The organism is Rhodococcus sp. NPDC057014, assembly GCF_042673295.1.
Taxonomy (GTDB): Bacteria; Actinomycetota; Actinomycetes; order Mycobacteriales; family Mycobacteriaceae; genus Rhodococcus_F.
This window is the reverse complement of the sequence record NZ_JBHUSF010000016.1, coordinates 36,337-62,331: the sequence shown is the minus strand read 5'-3', so window position 1 is coordinate 62,331 and position 25,995 is coordinate 36,337. Positions and strand designations below refer to the sequence as shown.

Genomic DNA, 25,995 nt, shown 5'->3' with positions numbered 1-25,995 from the left:
GTGAACGCCTGGCCGGCGATCGTCACCGTGTCGCCGGCGGATACCCCGAGCGAGCGCGCGGCGACGTCCCCGACGATCACCGTTCCCGGCGCGGACGGTGCGCGGTCGCCCACACCGCCGTCCGCGCCGACGAGCGCCGCGCTCGTCGCCGCACCTCCCGCTGCCGACACCGAGCCTCGTCCCACCCCGATCGGGTGCACCGAGTCGGCGCTCCGCCGCCAGACGGCCACCTGCTCGGATGTCAGCGCGGACTCGTCGAACGAGGGACCGTCCTCGGAGGCGGCGAAGACCACCGACTGGGCGTCGATACGTTCCACGACGGACACGTTCTGGTGGCGCAATCCGGCGGTGAGACCGCTGAGAAACGTGACGAGCAGCGCAATCAGCACCACGACGACGGATATCAGCGCGAAGCGACCTCGCGCGGCACGCAGGTCTCTCGATGCGACGAACACAGATGGTCCTCTCCGGATCACGACCGGCGCCGCAGTCGATGCGGGCCGGGGCGGCGCTCACGGCCTCCGAACTCACCGTGCCCGCGGAACGGCACGGTTCCATCGCACGTGGGATGGAATTCTCGGCGGTCGAAGGTCGGGTGCGGGTTCCGACTTTCGATGGATGCCGGGTGCGCTCACGTCGATAAGCTGGACGGGGTGCACCGCTCCCCTCTCACGCCCGTGTTCGCGGGACTCCAACTCGGACTGCATGCGCTGACCGCGGCGCTCACTGCAGTCGTGATCTTGCGTGCCGTCCTCCTGGACGCGCCGAACGCGCCGGCGATCGTGGTGCTGTCGGTGGCGTTTCTGGCGGTGTACGCGGCGGGGGCGACGCGACGGCTGCGCGGGGGTTGGTGGCTCGCGGCGCTGACGGCGCTGTGGGTGGCGCTGATGGTCCTCGCCCCCGACGCCGCCTATCTCGCGTTCGGACTGTTCTTTCTATACCTGCATCTGCTGCCGCGACGATGGGGTGTCGTGACGGTCGCGGCGGCGACCGTCGTGGCGGTCGCGGGCACCGGACTGCACCGCGGCTGGAGCGTCGCGGGTGTCGTCGGTCCGGTGATCGGGGCGTGCGTCGCGGTGGCGATCGGCCTCGGCTACCGGGCGTTGTACCGGGAGGCCGTCGAACGCGATCGCCTCATCGACGAATTGACCCGGACCCGAGCCGAACTCGCCGAGCAGGAACGTGCCGCCGGTTCCCTGGCCGAGCGTGAGCGGCTCGCACGCGAGATCCACGACACCGTCGCGCAGGATCTGTCGAGCATTCAGATGCTGCTCCACGCCGTGGAACGCGCGGACCCCGGCCACCCCGCCCGGGACCGTATCCGGTTGGCGCGGGAGACGGCCGCGGACAGCCTCGCCGAAACCCGTCAGCTCATCGGCGATCTCACACCCGCCGTCCTCGACGGGCAGTCGCTCGCGGACGCACTCGCACGGATCTGCACGCAGGCGAGGAGCGACACCTTCGACACGATTGCCGTCGTCGTGGGGGATCCGGTGCGGTTGCCGATGCCCGTCGAGGCGGCGTTGGTGCGGATCGCGCAGGGTGCGGTGTCGAACGTGGTCCGGCACGCGCAATCGTCCCGGATGGCGGTCACGCTCACCTACTACGAGGATGCGGTCCGGTTGGACGTCGTCGACGACGGCATCGGCTTCGATGTCGCACTTCTCGACCGTGAACCGTCGACAGCGTTCGGGCTGAATTCGATTCGCCGTCGCGTCGAGCTACTCGACGGGTCGATGTCGGTGGAGTCGGAACCGGGACTGACCGCGGTCGCGGTGTCGTTCCCGCTCGGGGCCGGCGCATGATCCGACTGCTGCTCGCCGACGACCACGCGATCGTGCGCGCGGGCCTACGCGCCCTGCTCGAACACGAGGACGACATCGAGGTGGTCGGCGAGGCGGCCACCGCCGACGACGCCGTGGCGTTGTGCGCGACGACCCCGGTCGACCTCGTCCTCATGGACCTGCGGTTCGGCGCCGGCACGTCGGGGGTGGACGCCACCCGGAACCTGCGGTCCCTGCCGAACCCGCCGCACGTGCTGGTCGTCACGAACTATGACACGGATGCGGACATCCTCGACGCGATCGCCGCCGGCGCGGCCGGGTATCTCCTGAAGGACACTCCCCCTCCCGAACTCCTCGCCGCCGTGCGGGCCGCGTCGGCCGGAGACAGCGTGCTCTCCCCGGCCGTGGCGTCGAAACTGATGACGCGCGTCCGCCGACCGGCCACCAGCCTCAGCGCGCGGGAGATCCAGGTGCTGACGTTGGTGGCTGCGGGGCGGTCCAATCGGGAGATCGGGAAGGAACTGTTCCTCTCGGAGACGACCGTGAAGTCCCATCTCGTTCACATCTTCGGCAAACTGGGCGTCAAGTCTCGGACCTCCGCAATAGCCCGCGCCCGCGAGCTCGGCACCCTCCCCAGGTGAGCGGCAAAGCGTCCGGACGCACACTTTGCCGCTCACATGTGTTTACGCTGGGAAAATGGACCCACCGGTCGTCCAGTACATCCAGCGGGACGGACACGCGCTGGCGTATCAGGTGGTGGGCGGCGGCGCGCTGGACGTCGTGTGGCTGTTCGAGATCAACATGCATCTCGACCTCATGTGGACCGACCCGCAGATCCACTACCTGATGGAACGCGGCAGCACGTTCGCCCGCACCGCGTATTTCCAGCAGCGGGGGCTGGGACTGTCCGAACCGGTCGACCACCTGCCGACACTCGAGGAGCAGGCCGACGACATCGTCGCGGTGATGGACGAGATCGGGATGCGGGAGGCACTGCTGGTGGGTGTGGCCAGCGCGAGCGGTGCCGTGGCACTCGTGGCGGCGCGGTCGCCGGAGCGGGTCACGGGGGTGGTGCTGATCCAGCCGTTCGCCGAGCGGCTGATCGGCGGCGACCACGACCCGGACGGCTGGACGGCCGCCGAGCGGGACCAGTTCGTCTCCCGATGGCGCGCGGCCACGGAGTCGTGGGGGTCGGGCGCGTCCGTGCCGCTGTGGGATCCCCGCGAGGATTCCCCGTTCAACCGGCGGCTGATGGCGATGCTCGAGCGGAACTCCGCGTCGCCGGCCGTCGCGCGCGCCCACATGGAGTGGATCTTCCGCCTCGACTACTCGGACATTCTGCCGTCGATCCAGTGCCCGGCCCGGATCGTGATCGTCGCGGGCAGTCCCGTTCCCGCAGCTGTCGCGCAGTACGTCGCCGATCACATTCCCCGCGGCACCTTCCACCTGCTGCCGCCTGCACCGGCCGGCGCATCGCTCGGTGAGGCGTGGGTGCCGATCATCGATCACGTCGAGCAACTCGCGACGGGTGGGCATCCGACACCGGACGCCGGCCGGTTCGTCGCGTCCGTGCTGTTCACCGACGTCGTCGGATCGACGGAGGTGCTCGCCCGGATCGGCGACGCCGCCTACCGGGGACTCCGCGCCACCCATGAACGGCAGGTCCGTGACGCGGTGGAGAACGCGGGCGGACGTCTCCTCAACGTGGCGGGCGACGGCACGTTCAGCATCTTCGACGGCCCCGCCGCGGCGGTCCGGTGCGCGCGGACCGTCGTCGACGACGCGTGTGCGCTCGGCCTCGAGGTGCGGGCCGGCGTGCACACCGGACAGGTCGAGCGGAACGGACCCGACGTCAGCGGGATGACCGTTCACGTCGGCGCGCGCATCGGTTCGGCGGCCGGAGCCGGGGAGGTGCTGGTGTCGCGGACCGTGCGCGACCTCGTGGTGGGGTCGGGGCTGCGTTTCACCGATGTCGGCGAACGCGAACTGAAGGGCGTGCCGGGCCGGTGGCCCTTGTACTCCCTCACCGACGCGGACCACGCGCCACGGACCGTCCCGCGACTCGCACCGAAGCTGAGCATGATCGACCAGGCCATCCTGCGGACCGCGAAGCGGGCACCGCAGGCGCTGCGCGCACTCGTCGGCGTGGCCTATGCGAGGCAGCGCAAGCTGTCCCGCTGATCCGGCGAAGTGTCTCCTTTCGAGGACTACACGCGATGTGCTCGCGGCCATAGCGTTTCACTCACTGTTGCCCCCGTCACACAGGAGTGATCATGAGCAGGCTGAAGTTCGGAACGTTTCTGGCGCCGATCCACACACCGGGTCAGAATCCGACGCTGTTGTTGCAGCGCGACCTCGAGTTGGTTCAGTTGCTCGAGAGGCTGGGCTACGACGAGGCCTGGTTCGGGGAACATCACTCCGCGGGTTCCGAAATCTACGCGTCCCCGGAGATCATGATCGCCGCCGCCGGCGAACGGACCAGTCGCATCAAGTTGGGGACGGGGGTGACGTCGGTGTCGTACCACAATCCGCTGTGGGCGGCGGAGCGGATGGTGATGCTCGACCACCTGACCCACGGTCGCGTCCTGTTCGGCCTCGGCCCCGGATCCTTGCCGACCGATGCGGCGATGCTCGGTCTGTCGCAGATCGACACGCGCGAACTGCTCGCGGAGAACACCGACATCATCATGCGTCTGCTGCGGGGTGAGACGGTGAGTGCGAAGACGCGGACCCACACGCTCGTCGACGCGTGCATTCAGATGGCGCCGTACTCCTCTCCCCTGTTCGACGTCGTCGTCGCCGCGATCGCCTCCCCGACGGGAGCGCGGCTGGCCGGCCATCACGGTATCGGGCTGCTGTCGATCGCCGCGACTCTGACGGCGGACGGATTCAGTGCTCTGCAACATCATTGGGGAATGCTCGAGGAATTCGCGACGCTCGCGGGCCGGAGCGAGGACGTCGATCGCTCCAAGTGGCGGCTGGTGGGTCCCTTCCACATCGCGGAGACCCGGGAGCAGGCCTACCGCGACGTCGAGCACGGCATCGAACACTGGTTCAAGTACCTGCAGCACGTTGCCGCGTTCCCGCAGATGGCGGTCGAGGGTGAGAACAAGCGCGAGATGATCGACTTCATCAACAATTCGGGCATCGGCGTCATCGGCACGGCCGAGGAGGCCCGCGCACAGGTCCAGCGGCTCGTCGATCAGTCGGGCGGTTTCGGCACTCTCCTTCTGCAGGGCCATGATTGGGCCAACCCGCAGGCCACCGCGCGGTCGTACGAGTTGTTCGCCCAGGACGTCATGCCGTTCTTCCAGGGTCAGGCGCAGCCACTGCTCGACGCGGACGAGCGGGCCCGCCGTGTGCGGGAGGGGCAGGCGGACGAGCACAGGAAGGCCGTCGCGCACATGACGAAGAAGTACGAAGCCGAGCTGGGGCGGGTGTAGTGCGATGGCCGAGATCAGCATTCAGAAGCAGTTCCCCGTCGGCGCCGACACGATCTGGGCCCGCGTCGGCGACCCGGGATCGGTCGCCGAATGGATTCCGTCGGTGGCGGCAGCCCGGATGGAGCAGGGGATCCGCCACATCGTCTTCGCCGACGGTCAGCCCGCCCGTGAGCGGATCGCCGAGCACAGTGACGGCGAACGCCGGTACACCTACGAGTACATCGACGGCCCATTGCCGTTGACGCACTACCGGTCCACCATCTCCGTGCTCGGCACGTCCGCGGAGTCCTGCACCGTGGAGTGGGCCGCGACGTTCGCCGCCGACTCGGCGGAGGTCGAGTCGGAGTGGCGACGGCGATCGAGTCGATCTACCGCGCTGCGCTCGAGGAGTTGTCGATCCTCGTCTCGAATCCGTCCGTCCGCGGATAGACCTCGTTCGGAGTCCGCCTTCCGTCCGGCGGACTCCGAACATTCAGCACCGAAGAAGGTACCGATGCGAACCCCCACCTCCCCGCACATCACCGCCACCACCCCCGAAGACATCGCGGACGCCTACCGCACCGTGCTCGGTAAATTCTGCACCGGCGTCGTCGCCGTCACCGCGCTCGACGACACCGGCGATCCCGTCGGACTGACCGTCGGCTCCTTCAGCTCCGTCTCCCTCGACCCCGCCCTCGTCGCGTTCTTCGTCGGCCGGGGTTCGACGACCTTCCCCAAGGTGGCCGCGTCCGGCCGGTTCTGCGCCAACATCCTCGCCGCCGACCAGCACGAACTGGGCCGCACGTTCGCCCGCAGCGGCGCCGACAAGTTCCGCGGAATCGACTGGACCCCCGCCACCACGGGATCTCCCCGCCTCGCCGGCGCGCACGCCTGGGTCGACTGTCACATCGACCTCGTCCAACCCGTCGGCGACCACGACCTCGTCGTCGGCCGCGTCGTCGAACTCGGCGCCACCGACACCCCCGACCCGCTGCTGTTCTACACGTCCACGTTCCACCAGCTCACCACCGCGAGCCCGGCATGACTGCGGTGGACCCGACCACGTGCGTCGTCCGCTGCGCCGACGCCGTCGTCCCCACCGATCACGGCGCGTTCACCGCGATCGCCTACCGCTCGGCCACCGGGATCGAGCACCTGGCCATGGTGTTCGGCGACCCGACCGTCGGCACCGCCCTGACCCGCGTCCACAGCGAGTGCCTCACCGGCGACGTCCTGGGGTCGCGGCGCTGCGACTGCGGTCCGCAACTGTCCGCCGCGCTGGAGCGCATCGCCGACGCCGGCGCCGGGGTGCTGCTGTACCTGCGGGGGCACGAGGGCCGCGGCATCGGGCTGGCCGCGAAGATCGCCGCCTACCAACTCCAGGACCGGTTGGGCCTCGACACCGTCGACGCCAACCTGCGACTCGGGTTGCCCGTCGACGCCCGCGACTACGCCGACGCCGCGGCCATCCTCCGCGACCTGCGCATCGACCGGATCGATCTGCTCAGCAACAACCCGGCCAAGGCCGCCGGGCTTGCCGCGGCCGGCGTCACCGTCGCGGGCACCACGCCGCTCGAGATCGCGGCGAACGATCACAACGCCCGGTACCTGGCAACGAAGCGGGATCGGCTCGGCCACAACCTCACCCACGCACCTCTCGTCGGCCGCCGCTGACACGTCAGGAGAAACCATGGAACGCACCCCGCTGAGTCACGTATTCGAGAAGATGTCGGTGATGCACTCGACCGCGCACTGGGCGGAGACATTCGACGACCTCACCGAGGTCCTCGGCCCGGCCGCGTTCAGCGACGGGAGTGCGTGGGCGAAGTTCACGACCCTGTGCCTGTCCGACGAGACGGACGTACCGCCCTGGTGCCTGCTGGGGAAGACGCACGACGTCGCCGCGGCCGCGACGCTCGCGCGCGACGCGGGATGGGATGTGGGTGAACCGACCGTCGGCGATCACGAATGCCGGGTGGTGCTTCGATCACCCCACGGGCTGACCGTCATCGCCTATTCGCCGCTCACACCGTAGGTCGCCGGCCTCGCCGGAGCACGCACGCGGTCAGCGACGCCCGGTTCTTCAGGCCGGTGGACTCGAAGATTCGGCTCACATACTTCTTGACGGTGAATTCGGACAGCGAGAGCACCTCGGCGATCTCGTTGTTGCTGAGGCCGTCGCTCACCAACTCGGCCACCTGCATCTGGCGCGGGGTCAGACTGCCCAGCGGATCGACGGGGCCGTCGTCCCCCGACAGCTGCATCGACCGGCCCTGGGCGCGGAGTTGCCGGGCGAGAACCTGCACTGCCAGTGACTCGCTCGCATCCCAGCTTCGTTCACGGTCGAACATCCCGACCAGCGCTTCCCCGTCCGCGAACCGGAGGTGCAGCGCCGACGCCGTTCCCATTCCGTGTGGGTGCAGGTAGTCCTCGACGTAGGAGCGTTGCGGTGCGGGCAGCGTATGCAGGTGGTCCAGGGAGATGAACCCGGTATCGGTCAGCGAGCGGCGCGCCTCGGGGAGCGCGAAGATGTCCTTGTCCCGCCAGCGGGCGTGATACTCGTGGAGCAGCGGGGGGGCGGCACCCGTCAGCAGCGGTGCGGGGTCGGCGAAGATGTCGGCGTATGTCGGTCCGAAGAAGAACGTGACGTCGCGGACCCGGAACACCGTCGCGATGGATTCCACGACGGTCCGCTTGTAGTCGGCGGGGTCGTCGACGTCGCAGCACGATTCGAGAACCTCGAGGATGCCGTGCATCTGCGAGCGGGACAGCACGTCTTTCCAGGATTCGGTACCCATGTTCGCCTCCGATCCCCAGGTGAGTGGCAAAGCGTGCCCGACCACACTTTGCCACTCACGTCACCTCAGGCTGCCACAGTGGACCGGCGGGCCGCCGACTGCTGGACGTCCGGCGACGAGTACTTCCGCACGATCGCGACGAGGCAGAGCAGCCCGACGGTTCCGGCGCCGGCGAGGAAGGCCCCGACCCGCCACGCGTTGGAGGCGTCGCCGTTGATGAGCAGCACCATGACCATCGGCGAGAAGCCACCGATGATGGCGGAGATCTGATAGCCGAGGGAGGCTCCGGAGAATCGGATCTCGGGCGGGAACAGTTCCGCGAACAGCGTTCCCTGCGTTCCGGTCTGGAACGACATCACGATCACGGCGCCGAAGACGGCCAGCGCGAACGGCCACAGCTCGCCCTGGCTCGAGTGCCCGATCATCAGCCACATCGGAATTCCCCACAGCAGCATCCCGGCGGTGCCGATGCCGAAGACCAGCTTCCGGCCGTAGAGGTCGGAGAGGTATCCGGCGAACGGGACCAGCGGAATCATCAGGACGCAGGCGGCGAGGATGAACCCGAGGACGGTGGAACGTTCGATCCCCAGATACGTGGTGGCGAACTGCACGGACCCGGTGATCATCGTGTAGAAGAAGATGACGCCGATGGCGTTCGCTCCGGCGGCGGTGAGGACGGTGCCGGGGTTCTTGCGCAGCACCTGCAGGATCGGCGACTTCCGTGCCGCCGGCGCCTCGGCCAGCTTCTTCGACAGCTCCTGGAACTCGGGTGTCTCCTCCAGGTAGCGGTGGATGAGGAACGCGACCGGGAGCATCACGAGGCTGATCCAGAACGGGATGCGCCACGCCCAGGCGAGGAACGATTCGGAGTCGAATGCCGCTGTGATGACGAGGAAGACGACGTTTCCGAGGACGACGCCGATGGGCACGCCGAGTTGCGCGAAGCTGCCGTAGAACCCGCGACGTCCCGCGGGCGCGTTCTCGGTGGCGAGGAGGACGGCGCCGCCCCACTGCGCCCCCACCGCGAGGCCCTGGCAGATCCGCAGGGTCACGAGAATCGTGGGTGCGAGCCAGACGAGCTGGGTGTTGGGCACGAGACCGATCAGCGAGGTGGCGACGGCCATCATCACGATGGCGGCGACGAGAACGGGTTTGCGACCCACCTTGTCACCGAAGTGGCCGGCGAGCACGCCGCCGACGGGCCGGGCGATGAACCCGACCGCCACGGTGGCGAATGAATTGAGTGCGGCGACGACCTGACTGTCGGTCGCGAAGAAAGTGGTGTTGAAGACGAGGGCGGCCGCGGTGGCGTAGATGAAGAAGTCGTACCACTCGAGCGACGTCGAGATGGCGGCGGCGAAGGACGCGCGGGCCGCGCGCGGCTTCGGCGGGACCGCATGCGAGGCGGTGGGCATGGGGGTCTCCTGCTCAGTCTTGGGCGATGGAACCGAACGTGTCTCGGAGGACGCGCTTGAGGATCTTGCCGCTCGGGTTCTTCGGTAGGGAGTCGGCGACGATCACGTATTTGGGCACCTTGTAGCCGGCGAGCCGGGCGCGGCAGTGCTCGACGACGTCTTTCTCGTCGAGTTCGACGCCGGCGGACGGAACCACGACGGCGGCGACCGCTTCGATCCACCGGGGGTGCGGCACCGCGAAGACGGCGGCCTCACCGACGCCGTCGAGTTCGTACAGTGTTTCCTCGACCTCGCGGGTGGCGACGTTCTCGCCGCCGGTCTTGATCATGTCCTTCTTGCGGTCGACGACCCACAGGTATCCGTCCTCGTCGAGGTAGCCGAGGTCGCCGGAGTGGAACCAGCCGCCCGCGAACGCTTCCGCGGTCTTCTCGGGTTGCCCGAGGTAGCCGACGGTGGCGTGCGGGCTGCGGTGCACGATCTCGCCGACCTCGCCCGCGGGCACCGGCTGGTTGCGGTCGTCCACAATGCGCGTCTCCACGTTGAGGGCGGGCTTCCCCGCCGAACCGCCGCGCGTCTCTTGATCTTCCGGTCCGAGGGCCGTGGCGAGCGACGCCATCTCGGTCTGCCCGTAAAAGTTCCACAACCGGATGCCCGGAAGGCGACGGTTCATCTCCCGCAGGATCTCCACCGGCAACGGCGACGCACCGTAGTAGCCCTTGCGCAGCGACCGCAGGTCGGTGTGCTCGAACTCCGGCGACTGCAGCAGCGAGATCCACACCGTCGGCGGGCAGAACAGGTTGGTCACCCGCTCGGTCTCGATGGTGCGCAGCAGCACCCGGGGGTCGGGTCCGTCGACGATGATGCTCGTCGCGCCGAGGTAGATGTCGGTGCTGAGGAAGTTGTCGAGCTGGGCGCAGTGGTACAGCGGCAGTGCGTGCACTTCCACGTCGTCACTGCTCATGCCGCCGGTGACGATGCAACTGATGTACTGCCACATCAGCGACCGGCTGGTGAGCATCGCGCCTTTCGGCCGCGATTCGGTGCCCGACGTGTACATGATGCGGACCACGTCGTCGTCCTCCACGAACACCTCGGGTGGCGAGGCGAATTCGCCGACCGTCCAGCCGGCCGTCGAGACCCACCCGTCCGGAACCCCCGCCCCGGCCAGTGGGATCGCCGCCCGCACCCGGACGCTTCCCTTCGACTCCGCGAGCGCCGTCTCGGCGACGGGTACCAGCGCGTCCTCGACGACGAACGCGTCGGCGTCGCAGTCGTCGAGGATGTACCCGATCTCCCCGCCGGTGAGCATGAAGTTGATCGGGACGAGGACCACCCCGAGCCGGGCGGTCGCGAAGTTCAGCACCGGGTACTGCCAGCAGTTGTGCGACAGCAACGCCAGCCGGTCGCCCGGCGTCAGCCCCTCGGCGTGCAGGGCCGCCGCGACCCGGTCGATCACGGCGTCGAATTCGGCGAACGTGAGCCGGACGTCACGGTGCACCACGGCGAGCTTGTCCGGGAAGCGCGCCGCGGAACGACGCGGGATGTCGCCGATGCTCTGCTGCCGGGCGCGCGTCCTGTCCTCGGTCACCCGCGGACTTCTTTCAATACCGGGGTGGCGGCGAATTCGGCGCGGGCGAGAGAGCGGCGGTGCACCTGGTCGGGACCGTCGGCGATCTGCAGGAACCGGGCCTGCGCGTAGAGCACCGGCAGGATGGTGTCCTGCGACAGGCCGGCTCCGCCGAAGATCTGCATCGCGTCGTCGACGATCCGCTTGACGGTCAGCGGGACCATCACCTTGGCGGCGGCGATGTCGTGACGTGCCGCCTTGGTGCCCTCGACGTCCATCCGCCAGGCGGCCCGCAGCACCAGCAACCGGGCGGCGTCGAGGTGGATGCGGGCGTCCGCGACGGTCGCCTGCACGACGCCCTCGTCCGCGAGGGGCTTGCCGAACGCGACGCGGGTGCGGGCGCGTTCGGTCATCAGCGCGATGGCCCGCTCGGCCATCCCGATCAGTCGCATGCAGTGGTGGATGCGCCCCGGACCGAGCCGGGCCTGCGCGACGGCGAAGCCCTTGCCGCGCGGACCGAGGAGGTTCGCCTTGGGGACGCGGACCTTGTCGAAGACGACCTCGCCGTGGCCGCCCTCGTGGCGGTCGGTGAAACCGAGCACGGTGGTGGACCGCGCGATGGTCAGGCCGGGCGTGTCCATCGGGACGAGAACGATGCTGTGCCGGTTGCCGATCGGGGCGTCGGGGTCGGTGACGCCCATGACCATGGCCACCCGGCAGTCGTCGCGCAGCGCCGCGGTGGACCACCACTTGCGTCCGGTCAGCACCCAGTTGTCGCCGTCGTCGGCGATCTCGAGGCGGACGTTGTTGGCGTCCGAACTCGCGACGTCCGGTTCGGTCATCGAGAAGCACGAGCGGAATTCGCCGTCGAGCAGCGGGGCGAGCCACTGCTGCTTCTGCTCGTCGGTGCCGTAGAGGTGCAGCAGTTCCATGTTGCCGGTGTCCGGCGGGTTGCAGTTGACCGCCTCGGGGGCGATCAGCGGGCTCCAGCCGGTGAGTTCGGCGAGCGGCGCGTATTCGAGGTTGGTCAGGCCCGCACCCTCGCGGGCGGGGAGGAAGAGGTTCCACAGGCCCTCGCGTTTGGCGGCGGCCTTCAGGTCGGCCACGATCGGCGGCGCACCCCAGTGGTCCGGTTTGGACGCGAGCTGTTCCTCGGCGATTGCCTCGGCGGGCAGCACCCGCTCCTGCAGGAACTTCGTCAGCTTCGCTTGCAGTTCCACGACTTTCGGGCTGTACTCGAATTCCACTTCCGTGGCTCCAATCTATTTCGGTGATGCCGCGGTCAGCGGCGAAGCTCGGACACGGGCGACGCCGCGGCGAGGTCGAGCGCGCGCTGCAACAGCGGGCCGACCATGTCGCCGACGTCGTCGAAACCCCCACCGACGGTGTCGCCTTGCGCGTGCCGGGCGTTGATGCCCTCGAGGATGACGGCGATCTTGAAGTCGGCGAACACCGTGTACCAGTCGATGTCGGGGATCTCGATGCCGCGCCGGCCGGCGTAGCGGTCGAGAAGTTCGGCGCGGGTGGGGAATCCGTCGAGTCGGGCGAGACCCTTGGTCACCGGGTTGTCGACCGCGCCGGGCTGGTCCCAGAAGCTCAGCATGATCCCGACGTCGGCGAGGGTGTCGCCGAGGGTGGCCATCTCCCAGTCCAGGACGGCGACGATCTTCCCGGCGTCGCCGCGGGACGCGAGCACGTTGTCGAGTTTGACGTCGCCGTGGACGATGCCCGGGAACTGCGAGGTGGGCAGCGCGCGGCGCAGCTTGTCGAGCAGCACGGCCACCTCGGGGCGATCGGCGGCGCGCGAGGCCTCCCATTGCCGGGACCACCGGTCGAGTTGGCGTTCCAGGTAGCCGTCGGGGCGTCCGAACGAGCCGAGCCCGACCGCGTCCGGGTCGACGTCGTGGAGCGCGGCGAGGGTATCGGCCAGGTCCAGCCCGAGCCGGCGGCGCTCGCCGGGGGTGAGTGCGGACGCCTGCTCGACCGTCCCGACGGGCATGCCGTCCACCAGTTCCATGAGGTAGAACGACGCGCCGAGCACGTCCGCGTCCTCGCACAGGAGCACCGCGTCGGGCACCGGAACGGCGGTTCCGGCCAGCCCCCGGATCACGGTGAACTCACGTTTCATGTCGTGGGCGCTCGGCAGGACGTGCCCGTACGGGGGACGCCGCAGCACCCAAGTCCGGTCGGCGTCGGCGACCCGGTAGGTGGGGTTGGAGCGGCCGCCGCTGATGAGCGACACGGCGAGGTCGCCGCTCACGCCGCCGTCGAGCGCGCCGTCGAGGTAGTGGGCGAGGGCCGTGAGATCGACGCCTGCCGAATCCTCCCGGTCCTCGTGGGTGTCCGCTTCGGCGTGGGACGTCGTCATCCGCTGCGTCCTTTCGAGTCCTTCGATCGTCAGCCAAACGCTCGTTCGGCCAGTTCCCATCATCAGCCGAACGAGCGTCGGAAGTCAATATCCTCATATCCTGCAGTTAGCATCCGAGAGCACCACGAATCGAAGCGCTTGCCAAGCGATCGTTCAGTTGGCATGATCTCCCGGAAGTGATGCACGTCTCATCCGCCTCGAAAGGTCAGGACACCCATGACGGACCAGTTGACCGGGACTGCCGCCACCACCGAGTGGCGGGCCGAAGACCGCGTCCGAGCGCGCCGCGCCGCGATCGCAGGCGGCGTGGGCACCCTCATCGAGTACTACGACTTCAGCCTGTACGGCTACCTCGCGATCGTGATGGCCCCACTGTTCTTCCCCAGCAGCGACCCGGCCACCGCGCTGCTGTCCGCGCTCGCCGTGTTCGGCACCGCCTACCTCATGCGTCCGCTCGGCGGCATCGTGTTCGGGCACATCGGTGACCGGTTCGGGCGGAAGAAGGCCCTCCTCGCGACGCTCGTCTGTATGGGCCTCGGCAGCATGGCGATGGGATTCCTGCCCACCCACGCGCAGGCCGGGATCTGGGCCACGGTGCTGCTCGTCGTCGTCCGGATGGTCCAGGGGTTCTCGGCCGGCGGCGAGGTCGGCGGCTCGGCCACCTTCATCTCCGAATCGGCGCCCCGTCACCTCAAGGCCACCTACGGCGCGTTCACCCCGCTCGGCTCCACGATGGGGTTCGCGATGGCCGCCGCGGTCGCGGGCACGGTGTCGGCGTTCACCACCGACGTGCAACTCGAGAGCTGGGGATGGCGGGTGCCGTTCCTGCTCGCGCTGCCGCTGACGCTGCTCTGCCTGTGGGCCCGTACCCGGGTCGAGGAAACCCACGGCGAGGACGCCGATTCCGGCCCGGCCCAGGCGCCCGTCGTCGCCGTCTTCCGGCGTCAGCCGCTCGCCCTCCTGCAGTCGGTCGGAATCAGTCTGGCGTGCAACGGAACCGCGTACATCGGCCTCACCTACATGAGCATCCATCTGATGAAGAGCCTCGGCTACGAACGCACCCCGGTCTACTGGATCGCGACCGCGGTCATCGGCGTCGTCGCACTCGCGATGCCGCTCGGCGGCATCCTCGCCGACCGCATCGGACGGTTGCGGTTCACCGTGATCAGCTTCGCCGGATTCGCGATCGTCACCTACCCCGCCATGGCCGTCATGCACCACAGCCTGTGGATCGCCGCGATCGCCTATCTGCTGATCATGGTCAACACCATCGGAGCCCAGGTCGGCTCGTACACGCTCATGCCGCTGCTGTTCGACAAGGACGTCCGCTTCACCGGTGTCGCGATGGGCTGGAACCTCGGTGTCGTCATCGCCGGTGGCACCGCCCCGTTCGTCGCCGTCTGGCTCGTGGAGAAGACCGGAAACATCCTCTCCCCCGCCGTCTTCGTGATCGTGGCGGCGGTCATCGGACTGATCTCGGTGGCCGGCGTGGCACGCCGGTCCAAGGTCGCGCAGGAGCAACTCGGCTGACGCCGAGGCGGATTCACCACCCGAGATCCACCACGAATTGGAGTAACCATGTATCCCGGCGCTCATGCTGCCACCACACCCGACAAGCCGGCCGTGATCATGGCCGGCACCGGGCAGACGGTCACCTTCGCCGAACTCGAGTCCCGCTCGGTCCGCATCGCCCGCCACCTGCACGCCGTCGGCCTGCGCCGCGGGGATCACGTCGCGGTTCTGGCCACGAACACCCCCGCCATCTTCGACATCTATTGGGCCGCCATGCGTTCCGGGCTCTACCTCACCATGGTGAACTGGCATCTCACGCCGCCGGAGATCGCGTATGTCGTCGACGATTGCGGTGCCAGGGCGCTGATCGTCGACGCCGCACTCGACGCGGTCACCGGTGAACTTCCCGCGCTCACCCCCGGTGTCGAGCACCGACTGGCGTTCGGGGGAACGATTCCCGGCTACGCCTCCCTCGACGCGGCCGCGGCCGCGGAGTCCGACGTTCCGCTGCCCGACCAGCCGCGCGGAGCGGACATGCTGTACTCCTCCGGCACCACCGGCCGCCCGAAGGGCATCAAACCGGAGTTGCCGGCACGGCAGATCCAGGACCCGGGCGACACCATGACCGGGATGAACGCGACGGTGTGGGGAGTCACGCCGGACACGGTGTACCTGTCCCCCGCCCCGCTGTACCACGCCGCACCGCTGCGCACCTGCGCGTCGGTGCAGGCCCTCGGCGGCACCGTCGTCGTGATGGACCGCTTCGACGCCGAGAAGGCGCTCGCGTACATCGAGCAGTACCGCGTCACGTACAGCCAGTGGGTGCCCACGATGTTCGTCCGCATGCTGAAGCTGCCCGCGGAGACCCGGGAGAAGTACGACGTCTCCAGCCTGCGCGTCGCCGTGCACGCCGCCGCCCCGTGCCCGGTGGACGTGAAACGGCAGATGATCGACTGGTGGGGTCCGATCCTGTCGGAGTACTACTCGTCCACCGAACTCAACGGCATGACCCTGGTGAATTCGGAGGAATGGCTCCGCAGGCCCGGCACGGTCGGCCGCGCCGCGCTCGGCGTCGCCCACATCTGCGGAGACGACGGCGCCGACCTCGCACCGTGTGAGGTGGGCACCCTCTACTTCGAGCGGGACACCGTGCCGTTCGAATATCACAACGCCCCCGAGAAGACGCGCGACGCCCAGCACCCGCAGCACCCGACGTGGACCACCACCGGCGACGTCGGCTACCTCGACGAGGACGGGTATCTGTTCCTCACCGACCGGAAGTCGTTCATGATCATCTCCGGCGGCGTCAACATCTATCCGCAGGAGATCGAGAACACCCTCACCGAGCACGCGGCCGTCCTCGACGTCGCGGTGATCGGGATCCCGGACGAAGAGATGGGCGAATCGGTGCTGGCCGTCGTCCAGACCGTTCCGGGGGTGACCGGGGACGACGCGCTGGCCGGGGAACTCCTCGACCACGTGCGGGGACGGCTCGCCCGGTTCAAGGTCCCGCGGAACCTCGTCTTCAGCGACGACCTCCCCCGCACCCCCACGGGGAAGCTCGTCAAGGGCACGCTACGAGATCGCTACGCCGCCGGGGCCCCCGCCTGAACCGTCAGCCGGCGACCGGTTCGCTCCGGCGCCGGCGGTCGAGGAGGACGGCGATCGTGAGGACGATCAGTCCCGCGACACCGAGCAGGGCGCCGACGGCGGCCGGGGCGGTGTAGCCGTATCCGGCGGCGATCACGACGCCACCGATCCACGCACCACCCGCATTGGCGAGGTTGAACGCGCCGTGGATCAGCGTCGACGCGAGCGTCTTCGCGTCACCCGCCGCGTCCATCAGCCGCGATTGGACGGCCGGGAAGATCGACGTCACCGCCATGCCGATGAAGAACAGCACGATCAGCGCCGTCACCGGGTTGTGTGCGGCGGCGACGAACAGGGCGAGGACGCAGATCAGCGCGATCATGCATCCGAACAGACCCGGCACCACCGCGTTGTCGGCGACGCGCCCACCCACGACGTTGCCGAGGATCATCCCCGAACCGAACAGCATCAACGCCACCGGCACCATCGAGTGCGGCAACCCGGACACGTCGGTGAGCGTCGAACTGATGTACGTGTACACCGCGAAGGAGCCACCGAACCCGACCGTCGCGAAGATCAGCGTCATCCACACCTGTCCCCGGCGCAGCGCCCCGAGTTCGGCCACCGGGTTGCTCACGTGCACCCCGGCCAGCGACGGGACGAGACGCGCCAGTGCCACCAGCGTCACGATTCCGATGAGCACCACGAACGCGAACGCCGACCGCCAGCCGAGGATCTGGCCGAAGAACGCCGTCGCGGGCACCCCGATCACGTTGGCGACGGACAGCCCCATCATCACGGTCGCGACCGCCTTGGCGCGCTTGCCCGGTTCCGCGAGGTGCGCGGCGACGAGCGCCGCGACGCCGAAGTACGCGCCGTGCGGCAGCCCGGCGAGGAATCGGGCGGCGAGCAGTGTTTCGTATCCGGGGGCGAGCGTGGTCGCGAGATTGCCGATCACGAACGTGCCCATCAGCGCGATGAGCAGCGTGCGCCGCTCCACGCGGGCGGCCAGTGCCGCGATGACGGGCGCCCCGACGACGACACCGAGCGCGTACGCGGACACGAAGTGCCCGGCCACCGGCTCCGACACCCCGGTCGCGGAAGCCATCGCCGGGAGCAGACCCATGGACGCGAATTCCGTTGTGCCGATACCGAACCCGCCGAGGGCGAGCGCGAGCATCGCGCCCCGACGACTCGGTGACGGAATCCGCGGACGCAGAGACGGACGAGCGGTGACCGCAGGTTCGGTGAGGTGAACTGCAGGCGGCGTCATGGCAGCAAGACTCCCGTCGGGCTGATCGTAGGATCGGCGAGCACGTCCAATGGACTCGCCTGAGGATGGACCGGGCCGAGATCGTGGCAAACCGGCTCGTACCAGTATGGGCGAGGCCGCAAGCGAATTAACAATCGGCGCGGGCGTGATTCCACTCACCGGGCCCGCGGATGAGACGTGGGCCCGGCGCACCGGGCCGGAGCGACCTACGTCACGTGATGTGCTGCAGGATCACCGTGTGCACGTGATGGGCCTTGTCCATGCCGCGGAAATCGGCCTCGTACGTGGTGTCGGCGACGTCGACGGCGATGCTGCTCGAGGAGAAGAACTGGCCGGCCCACGACTTGTTGCTCAGGAACGACACGGACCGGATGTTCCTGTACGGGATGGACGTGATCGCGGTGCGCTTGCCGACGAAACTCTTGTCCTGGATCACGACGCGCAGGTTCGTGATCGCGAGGAAGCCGGTGCCCGCGCCGATGCAGTCGTACACGGCGATGATCGTCTCACCGGGCAAGATCCCCTGCTGAACCTGCTTCAGCTGTTCCGACTTGTCGAAGATCGGATCGGTCACGGCTCCTCCTTCGACGTCGGTGCAGACTCGTCCATGGTCTCAGAAAGTTCGTCGAAGGTGACGTGAATTCCCTCGTGCGGGACGGCCCGTTGCGCCTTCGCCTGGTCGGTGAACGTCCGCTTGTCGCCGTCCGCGAGTTCCGCCTTGTCGGTGAACGGCACGAGTAGCGCCCGCGGATGCAGCCTGTCGACGCGGACGACGTTGATCTCCACGCACACCACGACGGCCGCGGCGGCGAGGAAGAGGAACGCCAGCAGTCCCAGCACGACGGCGAACACCCCGTTCGTCACGGACGCGCTGCTCACCACCTTGCTCACGTAGTACGCACCGAACGACTGCAGCACCTGCCACAGCACGGCCGCCGCGACGGCGCCCGGGGCCACGTCGGCGACGGACAGCGGGCGGGCGGTGGCGAGCCGGAACGCGAGGACGAAGATCACCGAGTTGATCGCGATCGCGGCGAGCATCAGCAGCACGGCGAACGAACCGGACAGGTGCGTCGCGGCACCGATCCCGGCGACCGCGGCCGTCCCCAGGATTGCGAGCCCGATGGTGCCGAGCAGCAGCAGACCGCGCAGCCGTCCGCGGATCGGGTCGGGACGCATGTTGCGGGGCACCGACCACGCCGTGTTCATGGCGTTCTGGCAGGCCAGCGCCACGCCGAGGCCGCCGTAGAGGGCTCCGACCAGGCCGATCACCAGGCCGGTCACTCCGCCGCCGATCCGGTGCGGGTCGGCCAGGTCGGCTCCGATGACGGGGAACTGGCTGAGCGCCGAGTCGATGATGTCCTGCTGCAGTTCGGGATGCCCGGACAGCACGAACCCGAGCACCGTGGACAGCAGCAGCAGGAGGGGAAACAGCGAGATGAACCCGTAGTAGGCGATCAACGCCGCGAGGTACACGCCCTGGTCGTCGAGGAACTTGTAGGTGACGGCGATCGGGAAGCCCATCGCCGGATACCGCTGCTGGAGGGCGTCGAGTCTTCGGGCGAATTTCATGCGATCAGACGGCCGGTTTCACCATCGCGAGGGCGAGGTCCGCGTAGCGCTCGGCGAGTTCTTCGGGTTTCAGGGGTCCGTCGGCGTGCCACCACGTGCACACCGACTGGCCCATGTTGATGATGCCGCGAACCGCGTCCCGCGGGTATTCGGTCGCGAAGTCGCCCTCTTCGACACCCCGCTCGATGACGTCGCGGAACAGGTGCTCCTGTTCGTCGCGGAGGGCCACGACGAGGCGGCGGCCCGGGTCGTCGAGGCTGCGGATCTCGGTGGCACCGACCATCGCGTCCCGCTGCCGGGTGGTGTGGAACATGACCCACGCCCGCATCAGGGCCTGCAACTGGTCGGCGGGGGCGCCGCCCGAACGCAGCAGCGCGCCGCGGGTCATCGCGATGGCGTCGTGCAGTGCGCGCACCATGATGTCCTGCAGGATCTCCTGCTTCGACGCGAAGTGGTGGTAGATCGACGCGACGGTGATGTCGGCGCCGCGCGCGATGTCGCGCATGGACGTGCCGTGATAGCCGCGTTCGTTCATGTTGGCGACCGCGGAATCGAGGATCACCTGCCGCCCGGTTCCCGTGCTCGCAGCGGCCACCTTTGCAGCGCACATCCCTGGTACTCCGTCCCCGCTCCGATCGTCACACGACCTCACCAGAGTAGTGGGTCCCGTCACAGATTCTGCTCTAGCGATCGTTCGGTAGCGGTGTCATGCTGGTGCGATGGATCACATCGGACTCGCCGTCGCCGACGGCATCGCGACGATCACCCTGAACCGGCCCGACCAGCTCAACGCATTCACCACCACGATGGAGAACGAGCTGATCGCCGCATACGACCTGCTCGACGCGGACGACACGGTCCGGGCGATCGTGCTCACCGGAGCCGGACGAGCGTTCTGCGCGGGCGCCGACCTGTCCGCCGGTGCCGCCACGTTCGACGACTGGCAGGACGAGGACGAGGGTGCCGACGCCCGCCGCGACGGCGGCGGCCGGGTGGTGCTCCGGATGTTCGAATCCCGCAAGCCGATCATCGCCGCGATCAACGGTCCCGCCGTGGGCGTCGGCATCACGATGACCCTCGCCGCCGACTTCCGTCTCGCCGCCGACGACGCCCGCATCGGATTCGTGTTCAACCGCCGCGGCATCGTGCCCGAATCCTGCTCGACGTGGTTCCTCCCGCGCCTCGTCCCCCTGCAGACGGCCCTGGACTGGGTGTACTCCGGCCGGGTGTTCCCCGCGACGGAAGCCCACGACGCCGGCCTCGTGTACAAGCTGTATCCGCGCGAGTCCCTGCTCGGCGAGGCCTACGCGCTGGCCCGGAGCCTCACCGAGCACTCCGCCCCGGTGTCGGTGGCGCTGTCCCGGCAGATGATGTGGCGGGCGCTCGGCGCCGAGCATCCGATGATCGCGCACCGCGTCGAAACCCGCGGCATCAACATCCGCGGCATCGGGCCGGACGCCCGGGAGGGCATTTCCGCGTTCCTCGAGAAGCGGCCCGCCGTGTTCCCCGACAGCGTCCGCGACGACCTTCCGGACGTGTTCGGCGAAGACCTTCCGACGCCGGCGTTCCGCGGATGACCGCCGCACAGCCGCCCCGGCCCGGCGTCGTCGACCGCTGGCATCACGTCGTCGAACACCGCGACCTCGCCGCTCTCGACGCCCTGGTCGCCGACGACGCCGTGTTCTCCTCCCCCGCGGTATTCACGCCGCAGGAGGGGAAGCCGAAGGTCCTGGCCTACCTCGGCGCCGCCCTGACCGTCTTCGACGGCACCGGCTTCCGGTACGTCGAGGAGTGGTACGGCGACCGTTCCGCGGTCCTGGAATTCGCCACCGAACTCGACGGCATCCATGTCAACGGCATCGACCTGATCCACTGGAACGACCGCGAGCAGATCACGTCGTTCAAGGTGATGGTTCGGCCCGTCAAGGGCCTGCAGGCGCTCATCCCGCTGATGGCCGCCCAGCTGTCCCAGTCGTAAAACCCTGCACCACTGCATCACTCATCACTGCACGAAGGAGAAATTCATGAGCCTGCCCCCCATCCTGCAAGACCGGCTCCGCCTGCCCGTGGTGGCCTCGCCGATGTTCATCGTCTCCGGTCCCGACCTGGTGATCGCCCAATCCACCTCCGGCGTCGTCGGGTCCTTCCCCTCCCTCAACGCCCGCCCGCAGCCCGTGCTGCGCGAATGGCTCACCCGCATCACCGAGGAACTCGCCAAACACGACGCCAACAACCCCGAAACACCCTCCGCGCCGTACGCGGTCAACCTCATCGTCCACAAGAGCAACGACCGCCTCGACGAAGACCTCGCCACCATCGTCGAATTCGAGGTCCCGATCGTCATCACCTCCCTCGGCGCCCGCGCCGACGTCAACGATGCCATCCACAGCTACGGCGGCATCGTCCTCCACGACGTCATCAACAACAAGTTCGCCAAGAAGGCCGTGGAGAAGGGTGCCGACGGCCTCATCGCCGTCGCCGCCGGCGCGGGCGGACACGCGGGAACGCTGTCGCCGTTCGCGCTGATCCAGGAGATCCGCGAATGGTTCGACGGACCGCTCCTGCTGTCGGGCTCCATCGCCCACGGCCGCTCGGTCCTCGCCGCGCAAGCCGCCGGCGCCGACCTCGCCTACGTCGGCTCCGCGTTCATCGCCACCGAAGAGGCCAACGCCGATCAGGGTTACAAGCAGATGATCGTCGACTCCACCGCCTCCGACATCGTCTACTCCAACCTGTTCACCGGCGTGCACGGCAACTACCTGCGCGGCAGCATCGAAGCCGCCGGCCTCGACCCGAACAACCTCGCCGTCTCCGACCCGTCCGCCATGAACTTCGGCGTCGGTGAGGACGCCGACACCACCGCGAAGCCCGAAGCCAAGCCCTGGCGCGACATCTGGGGCGCCGGGCAGGGCATCGGCGCCGTCGACGCCGTCGTCCCGGCAGCGCAGATCGTCGAACGCCTCGGCCGTGAGTACGCCGACGCGAGGGCCCGCCTGGGATAGGCGCTCCGCGCCCGTGCGCGGTTAAGGAGTCCAGAGACTCGTCAACCACGCACGGGCGCTTCGCGCCTACCCCGCCGCGATGTCGCGACCGATGATTTCCTTCATGATCTCGGTGGTTCCGCCGTAGATCGTCTGGATCCGGCTGTCGACGTACGCGCGGCCGATGGGGTACTCCATCATGTAGCCGTAGCCGCCGTGCAACTGGACGCAGCGGTCGACGACCCGCTTCTGCAGTTCACTGGCCCACCACTTGCCCTTCGCCGCGTCGACGGCGGTGAGTTCGCCGGCGTTCAGGGCGAGGACGCACCGGTCGATGTGCGATTCGGTCACCTCGATCTCGGTGAGCATCTCCGCCAGCGCGAACCGGGTGTTCTGCAGATCCCCGATCGGCTTGCCGAACGCCTTGCGCTCGAACACGTAGTCCCGGGTCCACCGATAGGCGGCCTTCGCGACGGTGATCGCGTTGACGGCGATCGAGATACGTTCGAGGGGCAGGTTTTCCATGAGGTGGACGAAGCCGCGACCTTCGGTCCCGAGCAGGTTCGCCGCGGGAACCCGCACGTCCTCGAACACGAGTTCGGCGGTGTCCTGTCCGGCCAGGCCGACCTTGTGCAGTTTGCGGCCCCGGCTGAAGCCGGGCATGCCCCGCTCCACGACCAGGAGCGAGAAACCCTTGGAGCCGGCGTTCGGGTCGGTTCGGGCGACGACGATGACGACGTCGGAGTGAATACCGTTGGTGATGAACGTCTTCTGACCGTTGATCACCCAGTCGTCGCCGTCCCGCACCGCGGTGGTCTTGATGCCCTGCAGGTCGCTTCCGGTGCCCGGCTCGGTCATCGCGATCGCACCGATCAGTTCGCCCGCGGCCATGCCTGGCAGCCACCGCTGCTTCTGCTCGTGCGTGCCGAGATTCGCGATGTACGGAATGGCGATGTCGTCCTGGAGCGCCAGCCCCGAACCGAACGACGTCGTCGCGGTGCGAGCGATCTCCTCCGCGACGACGTACCGGAATCGGAAGTCGGTGACACCGGAGCCGCCGAACTCCTCCGGCACGGCGAGACCGACGATCCCCGACTTTCCGGCGGCCAGCCACGCCGAGCGGTCGATCAGCCGGTCGGCTTCCCACTGTTCGTAGTTCGGTTCGATCTCGCGGGCGAGGAACTCGCGCACCGTCTCCCGGTACGCTTCGTGATCCTTCTCGAAGATGGTGCGCTGCATGACTTCTCTCCTACGATCTGGCGCTGACGGGGGCCGACAGGCCGGCGAGGCGTTCCGCGATCAGCGCCTCCGCCTCGGCGACGATGCGTTCGACGAGTTCACCGGCGGTCGGGATGTCGTGGATGATGCCCTGGACGGTGCCTGCGGTCCAGATGCCCGCCTCGGGGTCGCCGTTCTCGAACACGGTGCGCCCGCGGGCGCCGGCGACGAGCTCCCGAACGTCCTCGAATTTGCCTCCGCGGTCGAGGATCTCGACGACCTCCCGGCTCACGGTGTTGCTCGCGACGCGGGCGGTGTTGCGCAGCGGACGGAAGATCAACTCGGTGTCGGTCTCCTTGGCGGCGACGATCGCTTCCTTGATGTTCTGGTGGATCGGCGATTCGGCGGTGCACATGAAGCGGGTGCCCATGTTGATCCCGTCGGCGCCGAGCGCGAGGGCGGCAACCAGCCCACGCCCGTCCGCGAATCCGCCCGACGCGACCATCGGGATGGTGATCTGTTCGGCGGCGGCCGCGATGAGCACGAGCCCGGGGATGTCGTCCTCGCCGGGGTGGCCGGCGCATTCGAAGCCGTCGATGCTGATGCCGTCGACGCCGCTGTCCTGGGCCTTGATCGCGTGCCGCACGCTGGTGCACTTGTGCAGCACCTTCACGCCTGCGGCGTGGAAGTCGGGCAGGTGCGGGGCGGGGTTGGAGCCGGCCGTCTCGACGATCTTGATGCCGGACTCGATGATGACCTGCCTGTACTCCTCGTACGGCGGCGGCGTGATCGCCGGCAGGATCGTCAGGTTCACGCCGAAGGGCTGGTCGGTGAGTTCGCGGGTGCGGGCGATCTCCTTCGCGAGGTCGTCCGGGGTCGGCTGGGTCAGTGCGGTCAGCAGACCGAGCGCGCCGGCGTTGGCGACGGCGGCGACGAGTTCGGCGCGACCGACCCACTGCATACCGCCCTGCACGATCGGGTGGCGGACGCCGAAGGTCTTGGTGAATGCGGTGGAGAGCATGGCACGGCTCCTCTGGGGAAACGGTTCAGTGGGCGGGGAGATACCCGACGGTGTGGAGAGCGATGTCGACGTAGCGGCCGGCGACCTGCTCGGGAGTCAGTGCTCCGCCGAGCTGATACCACCGCGGAATCGACTGGAACATCCCGAGGAGAGCGCGCACGGTCTCGGGGACGTCGCCGCTGTGGAACACGCCGCGGGCGACGCCGTCGGCGACGAGGTCGACCATCATCAGTTCGAGCCGCTTGCGGGTCGCGGCGTAGCGACTGCGGCTGTCGGCGGAGACGTGCCGCAACTCGGTGTCGAGGGAGACGTGCCGCACCCGGTACGTCATGTACAGGACGATGGCCTCGACGACGTTGGCGAATTGCGCCAGCACGTCGTCGCCGGCCTCGCGGGCGGCTGCCTCGGCGCGTTCGTTCAGTTCGCGCATCTGCAGTTCGAACAGGGCCACGAGAACGGCTTCCTTGCTCTCGTGGTGGTAGTACAGGGCGGGAACGGTCACCCCGACACGACGGGCGATCTGCCGCACCGTCGTGCCGTGGTAACCGTTCTCGTTGAACAGATCCAGTGCCTGCTCGAGGATGGGCGTCAGCGTCAGGGCCTCGAAGGTCCGCCAGTCGGCGTACACCGTCTCGGCGGTGGCGGGCCCGTCCTCGCGCAGAGTCACAGGTCGCCGATCAGCGCGGTGCCATGCGGATGGCGCCGTCGAGACGGATGGTCTCACCGTTGAGCATCGGGTTCGACAGGATGTGCGCGGCGAGGGCGCCGTACTCCGACGGGTCGCCGAGACGCGAGGGGTGCGGCACCTGGCCACCGAGCGACTGCTGCGCAGCCTCCGGCAGGGACCCGAGCAGCGGCGTCTTGAACAGGCCGGGAGCGATCGTGTTGACGCGGATCAGCAGCGAGGCGAGGTCGCGGGCGATCGGCAGCGTCATGCCGACGACGCCGCCCTTGGACGCGGAGTACGCGGCCTGACCGATCTGGCCCTCGTACGCGGCGACGGAGGCGGTGTTGATGATGACACCGCGCTCGCCGTCGATCGGCTCGTTCTTCGAGATACGTTCGGCGGCAAGACGGATCACGTTGAACGTGCCGATCAGGTTGACGGTGACGACCTTGGTGAAGTCGGCCAGCGGGAACGCGCCGTTCTTGCCCACCGTCTTGACGGCGTTGCCGATGCCGGCGCAGTTCACGGCGACGCGCAGCGGTCCGAGCGACTCCGCGACGTCGAGTGCAGCGGATACGTCGGCCTCGCTGGTGACGTCGCCGGCGGCGAAACGCACGCGGTCGCCGAGTTCCTTGGCGACGGTCTCACCGTCGGAGGAGGGCAGGTCGATGATGACGACGCTGGCGCCGTCGGCGAGCAGTGCCTTGGTGGTGGCGAGGCCGAGGCCGGAGGCACCGCCGGTGACGAGTGCGACGCTGTCGTTGACGATCATGTCTTACCTTTCGGAAGCAGGGTTTTCGGGGGGGT

The 25,995-nt window shown here is 68.6% G+C and carries 25 protein-coding genes and 2 pseudogenes; 13 read left to right on the top strand and 14 right to left on the bottom strand.

What is annotated here, in order from left to right; all coding sequences use genetic code 11:
- A pseudogene (locus tag ACFTZB_RS05770) lies at positions 1–455 on the bottom strand (ABC transporter permease); the annotation flags it as partial.
- Positions 456–614: 159 nt separating this feature from the next.
- On the opposite strand from ACFTZB_RS05770, the gene ACFTZB_RS05765 reads away from it, so the two are divergent.
- The 8 genes and pseudogenes from ACFTZB_RS05765 to ACFTZB_RS05730 all read left to right on the top strand — a co-directional run bounded on the left by ACFTZB_RS05765 (position 615) and on the right by ACFTZB_RS05730 (position 7,241).
- The gene (locus ACFTZB_RS05765) at positions 615–1,805 is read left to right on the top strand and encodes a sensor histidine kinase (RefSeq protein ID WP_378430522.1); all 1,191 of its coding nucleotides are present in this window, start codon (positions 615–617) and stop codon (positions 1,803–1,805) included.
- Positions 1,802–2,425, top strand: a complete 624-nt coding sequence (locus ACFTZB_RS05760; RefSeq protein WP_378430521.1) for a response regulator — start codon at positions 1,802–1,804, stop codon at positions 2,423–2,425. The genes ACFTZB_RS05765 and ACFTZB_RS05760 overlap by 4 nt, the downstream gene beginning before the upstream one ends.
- 55 nt (positions 2,426–2,480) lie before the next feature.
- A complete protein-coding gene (locus ACFTZB_RS05755) occupies positions 2,481–3,965 on the top strand; it encodes an adenylate/guanylate cyclase domain-containing protein (protein ID WP_378430520.1) in 1,485 nt (494 codons plus the stop codon).
- 92 nt (positions 3,966–4,057) lie between these two features.
- Entirely contained in the window at positions 4,058–5,227 is a 1,170-nt protein-coding gene (locus ACFTZB_RS05750) for an LLM class flavin-dependent oxidoreductase (RefSeq protein WP_072949192.1), read from the top strand.
- 4 nt (positions 5,228–5,231) lie between these two features.
- Positions 5,232–5,489, top strand: a pseudogene (locus tag ACFTZB_RS05745) (SRPBCC family protein); the annotation flags it as partial.
- Between the two features lie 231 nt (positions 5,490–5,720).
- Complete coding sequence (locus tag ACFTZB_RS05740; RefSeq protein WP_378430524.1) at positions 5,721–6,251, top strand: flavin reductase family protein; 531 nt, start codon at positions 5,721–5,723, stop codon at positions 6,249–6,251.
- Positions 6,248–6,880, top strand: coding sequence for a GTP cyclohydrolase II (locus ACFTZB_RS05735; RefSeq protein ID WP_378430519.1), 633 nt, complete (start codon positions 6,248–6,250; stop codon positions 6,878–6,880). Before ACFTZB_RS05740 ends, ACFTZB_RS05735 begins: the two co-directional genes overlap by 4 nt.
- Before the next feature lie 16 nt (positions 6,881–6,896).
- Positions 6,897–7,241, top strand: coding sequence for a hypothetical protein (locus ACFTZB_RS05730; RefSeq protein ID WP_378430518.1), 345 nt, complete (start codon positions 6,897–6,899; stop codon positions 7,239–7,241).
- Here ACFTZB_RS05730 and ACFTZB_RS05725 read toward each other — a convergent pair.
- The 5 genes from ACFTZB_RS05725 to ACFTZB_RS05705 all read right to left on the bottom strand — a co-directional run bounded on the left by ACFTZB_RS05725 (position 7,231) and on the right by ACFTZB_RS05705 (position 13,354).
- Positions 7,231–8,004 carry a LuxR C-terminal-related transcriptional regulator gene (locus tag ACFTZB_RS05725; RefSeq protein ID WP_378430517.1) on the bottom strand — a complete coding sequence of 258 codons (774 nt, stop codon included), beginning with the start codon at positions 8,002–8,004 and terminating at the stop codon, positions 7,231–7,233. The genes ACFTZB_RS05730 and ACFTZB_RS05725 overlap by 11 nt on opposite strands.
- A 65-nt stretch (positions 8,005–8,069) precedes the next feature.
- Positions 8,070–9,419: an MFS transporter gene (locus tag ACFTZB_RS05720; protein ID WP_378430516.1), complete on the bottom strand. Its 1,350-nt coding sequence runs from the start codon at positions 9,417–9,419 to the stop codon at positions 8,070–8,072.
- A gap of 13 nt (positions 9,420–9,432) precedes the next feature.
- Positions 9,433–11,007: an acyl-CoA synthetase gene (locus ACFTZB_RS05715; protein WP_378430515.1), complete on the bottom strand. Its 1,575-nt coding sequence runs from the start codon at positions 11,005–11,007 to the stop codon at positions 9,433–9,435.
- Positions 11,004–12,233 (bottom strand): acyl-CoA dehydrogenase family protein, encoded by a 1,230-nt coding sequence (locus tag ACFTZB_RS05710; protein ID WP_378430514.1) that lies wholly within the window; start codon positions 12,231–12,233, stop codon positions 11,004–11,006. The genes ACFTZB_RS05715 and ACFTZB_RS05710 overlap by 4 nt, the downstream gene beginning before the upstream one ends.
- Positions 12,234–12,268: 35 nt before the next feature.
- The gene (locus ACFTZB_RS05705) at positions 12,269–13,354 is read right to left on the bottom strand and encodes a phosphotransferase family protein (protein ID WP_378430513.1); all 1,086 of its coding nucleotides are present in this window, start codon (positions 13,352–13,354) and stop codon (positions 12,269–12,271) included.
- 216 nt (positions 13,355–13,570) lie between these two features.
- Here ACFTZB_RS05705 and ACFTZB_RS05700 point away from each other — a divergent pair, with 216 nt between their 5' ends.
- Positions 13,571–14,884 (top strand): MFS transporter, encoded by a 1,314-nt coding sequence (locus ACFTZB_RS05700; protein ID WP_378430512.1) that lies wholly within the window; start codon positions 13,571–13,573, stop codon positions 14,882–14,884.
- Positions 14,885–14,932: 48 nt separating this feature from the next.
- The gene (locus tag ACFTZB_RS05695) at positions 14,933–16,477 is read left to right on the top strand and encodes an acyl-CoA synthetase (protein ID WP_378430511.1); all 1,545 of its coding nucleotides are present in this window, start codon (positions 14,933–14,935) and stop codon (positions 16,475–16,477) included.
- A 4-nt stretch (positions 16,478–16,481) separates the two neighbouring features.
- On the opposite strand, the gene ACFTZB_RS05690 is transcribed toward ACFTZB_RS05695, so the two are convergent.
- The 4 genes from ACFTZB_RS05690 to ACFTZB_RS05675 all read right to left on the bottom strand — a co-directional run bounded on the left by ACFTZB_RS05690 (position 16,482) and on the right by ACFTZB_RS05675 (position 19,911).
- The gene (locus ACFTZB_RS05690) at positions 16,482–17,729 is read right to left on the bottom strand and encodes an MFS transporter (protein ID WP_378430510.1); all 1,248 of its coding nucleotides are present in this window, start codon (positions 17,727–17,729) and stop codon (positions 16,482–16,484) included.
- Between the two features lie 211 nt (positions 17,730–17,940).
- Positions 17,941–18,303 (bottom strand): PH domain-containing protein, encoded by a 363-nt coding sequence (locus ACFTZB_RS05685; RefSeq protein ID WP_378430509.1) that lies wholly within the window; start codon positions 18,301–18,303, stop codon positions 17,941–17,943.
- Positions 18,300–19,301 carry a YihY/virulence factor BrkB family protein gene (locus tag ACFTZB_RS05680; protein ID WP_378430508.1) on the bottom strand — a complete coding sequence of 334 codons (1,002 nt, stop codon included), beginning with the start codon at positions 19,299–19,301 and terminating at the stop codon, positions 18,300–18,302. Before ACFTZB_RS05680 ends, ACFTZB_RS05685 begins: the two co-directional genes overlap by 4 nt.
- A gap of 4 nt (positions 19,302–19,305) precedes the next feature.
- Positions 19,306–19,911, bottom strand: coding sequence for a TetR/AcrR family transcriptional regulator (locus tag ACFTZB_RS05675; protein ID WP_378430507.1), 606 nt, complete (start codon positions 19,909–19,911; stop codon positions 19,306–19,308).
- 109 nt (positions 19,912–20,020) lie between these two features.
- Between ACFTZB_RS05675 and ACFTZB_RS05670 the strand changes: the two genes are divergently transcribed.
- Genes ACFTZB_RS05670 through ACFTZB_RS05660 form a run of 3 tightly spaced genes read left to right on the top strand, consistent with a single transcriptional unit; the run spans position 20,021 to position 22,303 of the window.
- The gene (locus tag ACFTZB_RS05670) at positions 20,021–20,878 is read left to right on the top strand and encodes a crotonase/enoyl-CoA hydratase family protein (protein ID WP_378430506.1); all 858 of its coding nucleotides are present in this window, start codon (positions 20,021–20,023) and stop codon (positions 20,876–20,878) included.
- Positions 20,875–21,279: a nuclear transport factor 2 family protein gene (locus ACFTZB_RS05665; RefSeq protein ID WP_378430505.1), complete on the top strand. Its 405-nt coding sequence runs from the start codon at positions 20,875–20,877 to the stop codon at positions 21,277–21,279. Before ACFTZB_RS05670 ends, ACFTZB_RS05665 begins: the two co-directional genes overlap by 4 nt.
- A 46-nt stretch (positions 21,280–21,325) precedes the next feature.
- A complete protein-coding gene (locus ACFTZB_RS05660) occupies positions 21,326–22,303 on the top strand; it encodes an NAD(P)H-dependent flavin oxidoreductase (protein ID WP_378430504.1) in 978 nt (325 codons plus the stop codon).
- Between the two features lie 66 nt (positions 22,304–22,369).
- Here the strand turns inward: ACFTZB_RS05660 and ACFTZB_RS05655 are convergent, their stop codons facing one another.
- From ACFTZB_RS05655 to ACFTZB_RS05640, 4 genes are read right to left on the bottom strand one after another with little or no spacing between them, the layout of a single operon-like run.
- The gene (locus ACFTZB_RS05655; RefSeq protein WP_378430503.1) at positions 22,370–23,521 is read right to left on the bottom strand and encodes an acyl-CoA dehydrogenase family protein; all 1,152 of its coding nucleotides are present in this window, start codon (positions 23,519–23,521) and stop codon (positions 22,370–22,372) included.
- A 10-nt stretch (positions 23,522–23,531) separates the two neighbouring features.
- Complete coding sequence (locus ACFTZB_RS05650; RefSeq protein ID WP_378430502.1) at positions 23,532–24,521, bottom strand: NAD(P)H-dependent flavin oxidoreductase; 990 nt, start codon at positions 24,519–24,521, stop codon at positions 23,532–23,534.
- A 25-nt stretch (positions 24,522–24,546) separates the two neighbouring features.
- Positions 24,547–25,188, bottom strand: coding sequence for a TetR/AcrR family transcriptional regulator (locus ACFTZB_RS05645; protein ID WP_378430501.1), 642 nt, complete (start codon positions 25,186–25,188; stop codon positions 24,547–24,549).
- Positions 25,189–25,198: 10 nt separating this feature from the next.
- Positions 25,199–25,960 carry a 3-hydroxyacyl-CoA dehydrogenase gene (locus ACFTZB_RS05640; RefSeq protein ID WP_378430500.1) on the bottom strand — a complete coding sequence of 254 codons (762 nt, stop codon included), beginning with the start codon at positions 25,958–25,960 and terminating at the stop codon, positions 25,199–25,201.
- Positions 25,961–25,995 lie beyond the last annotated feature (35 nt).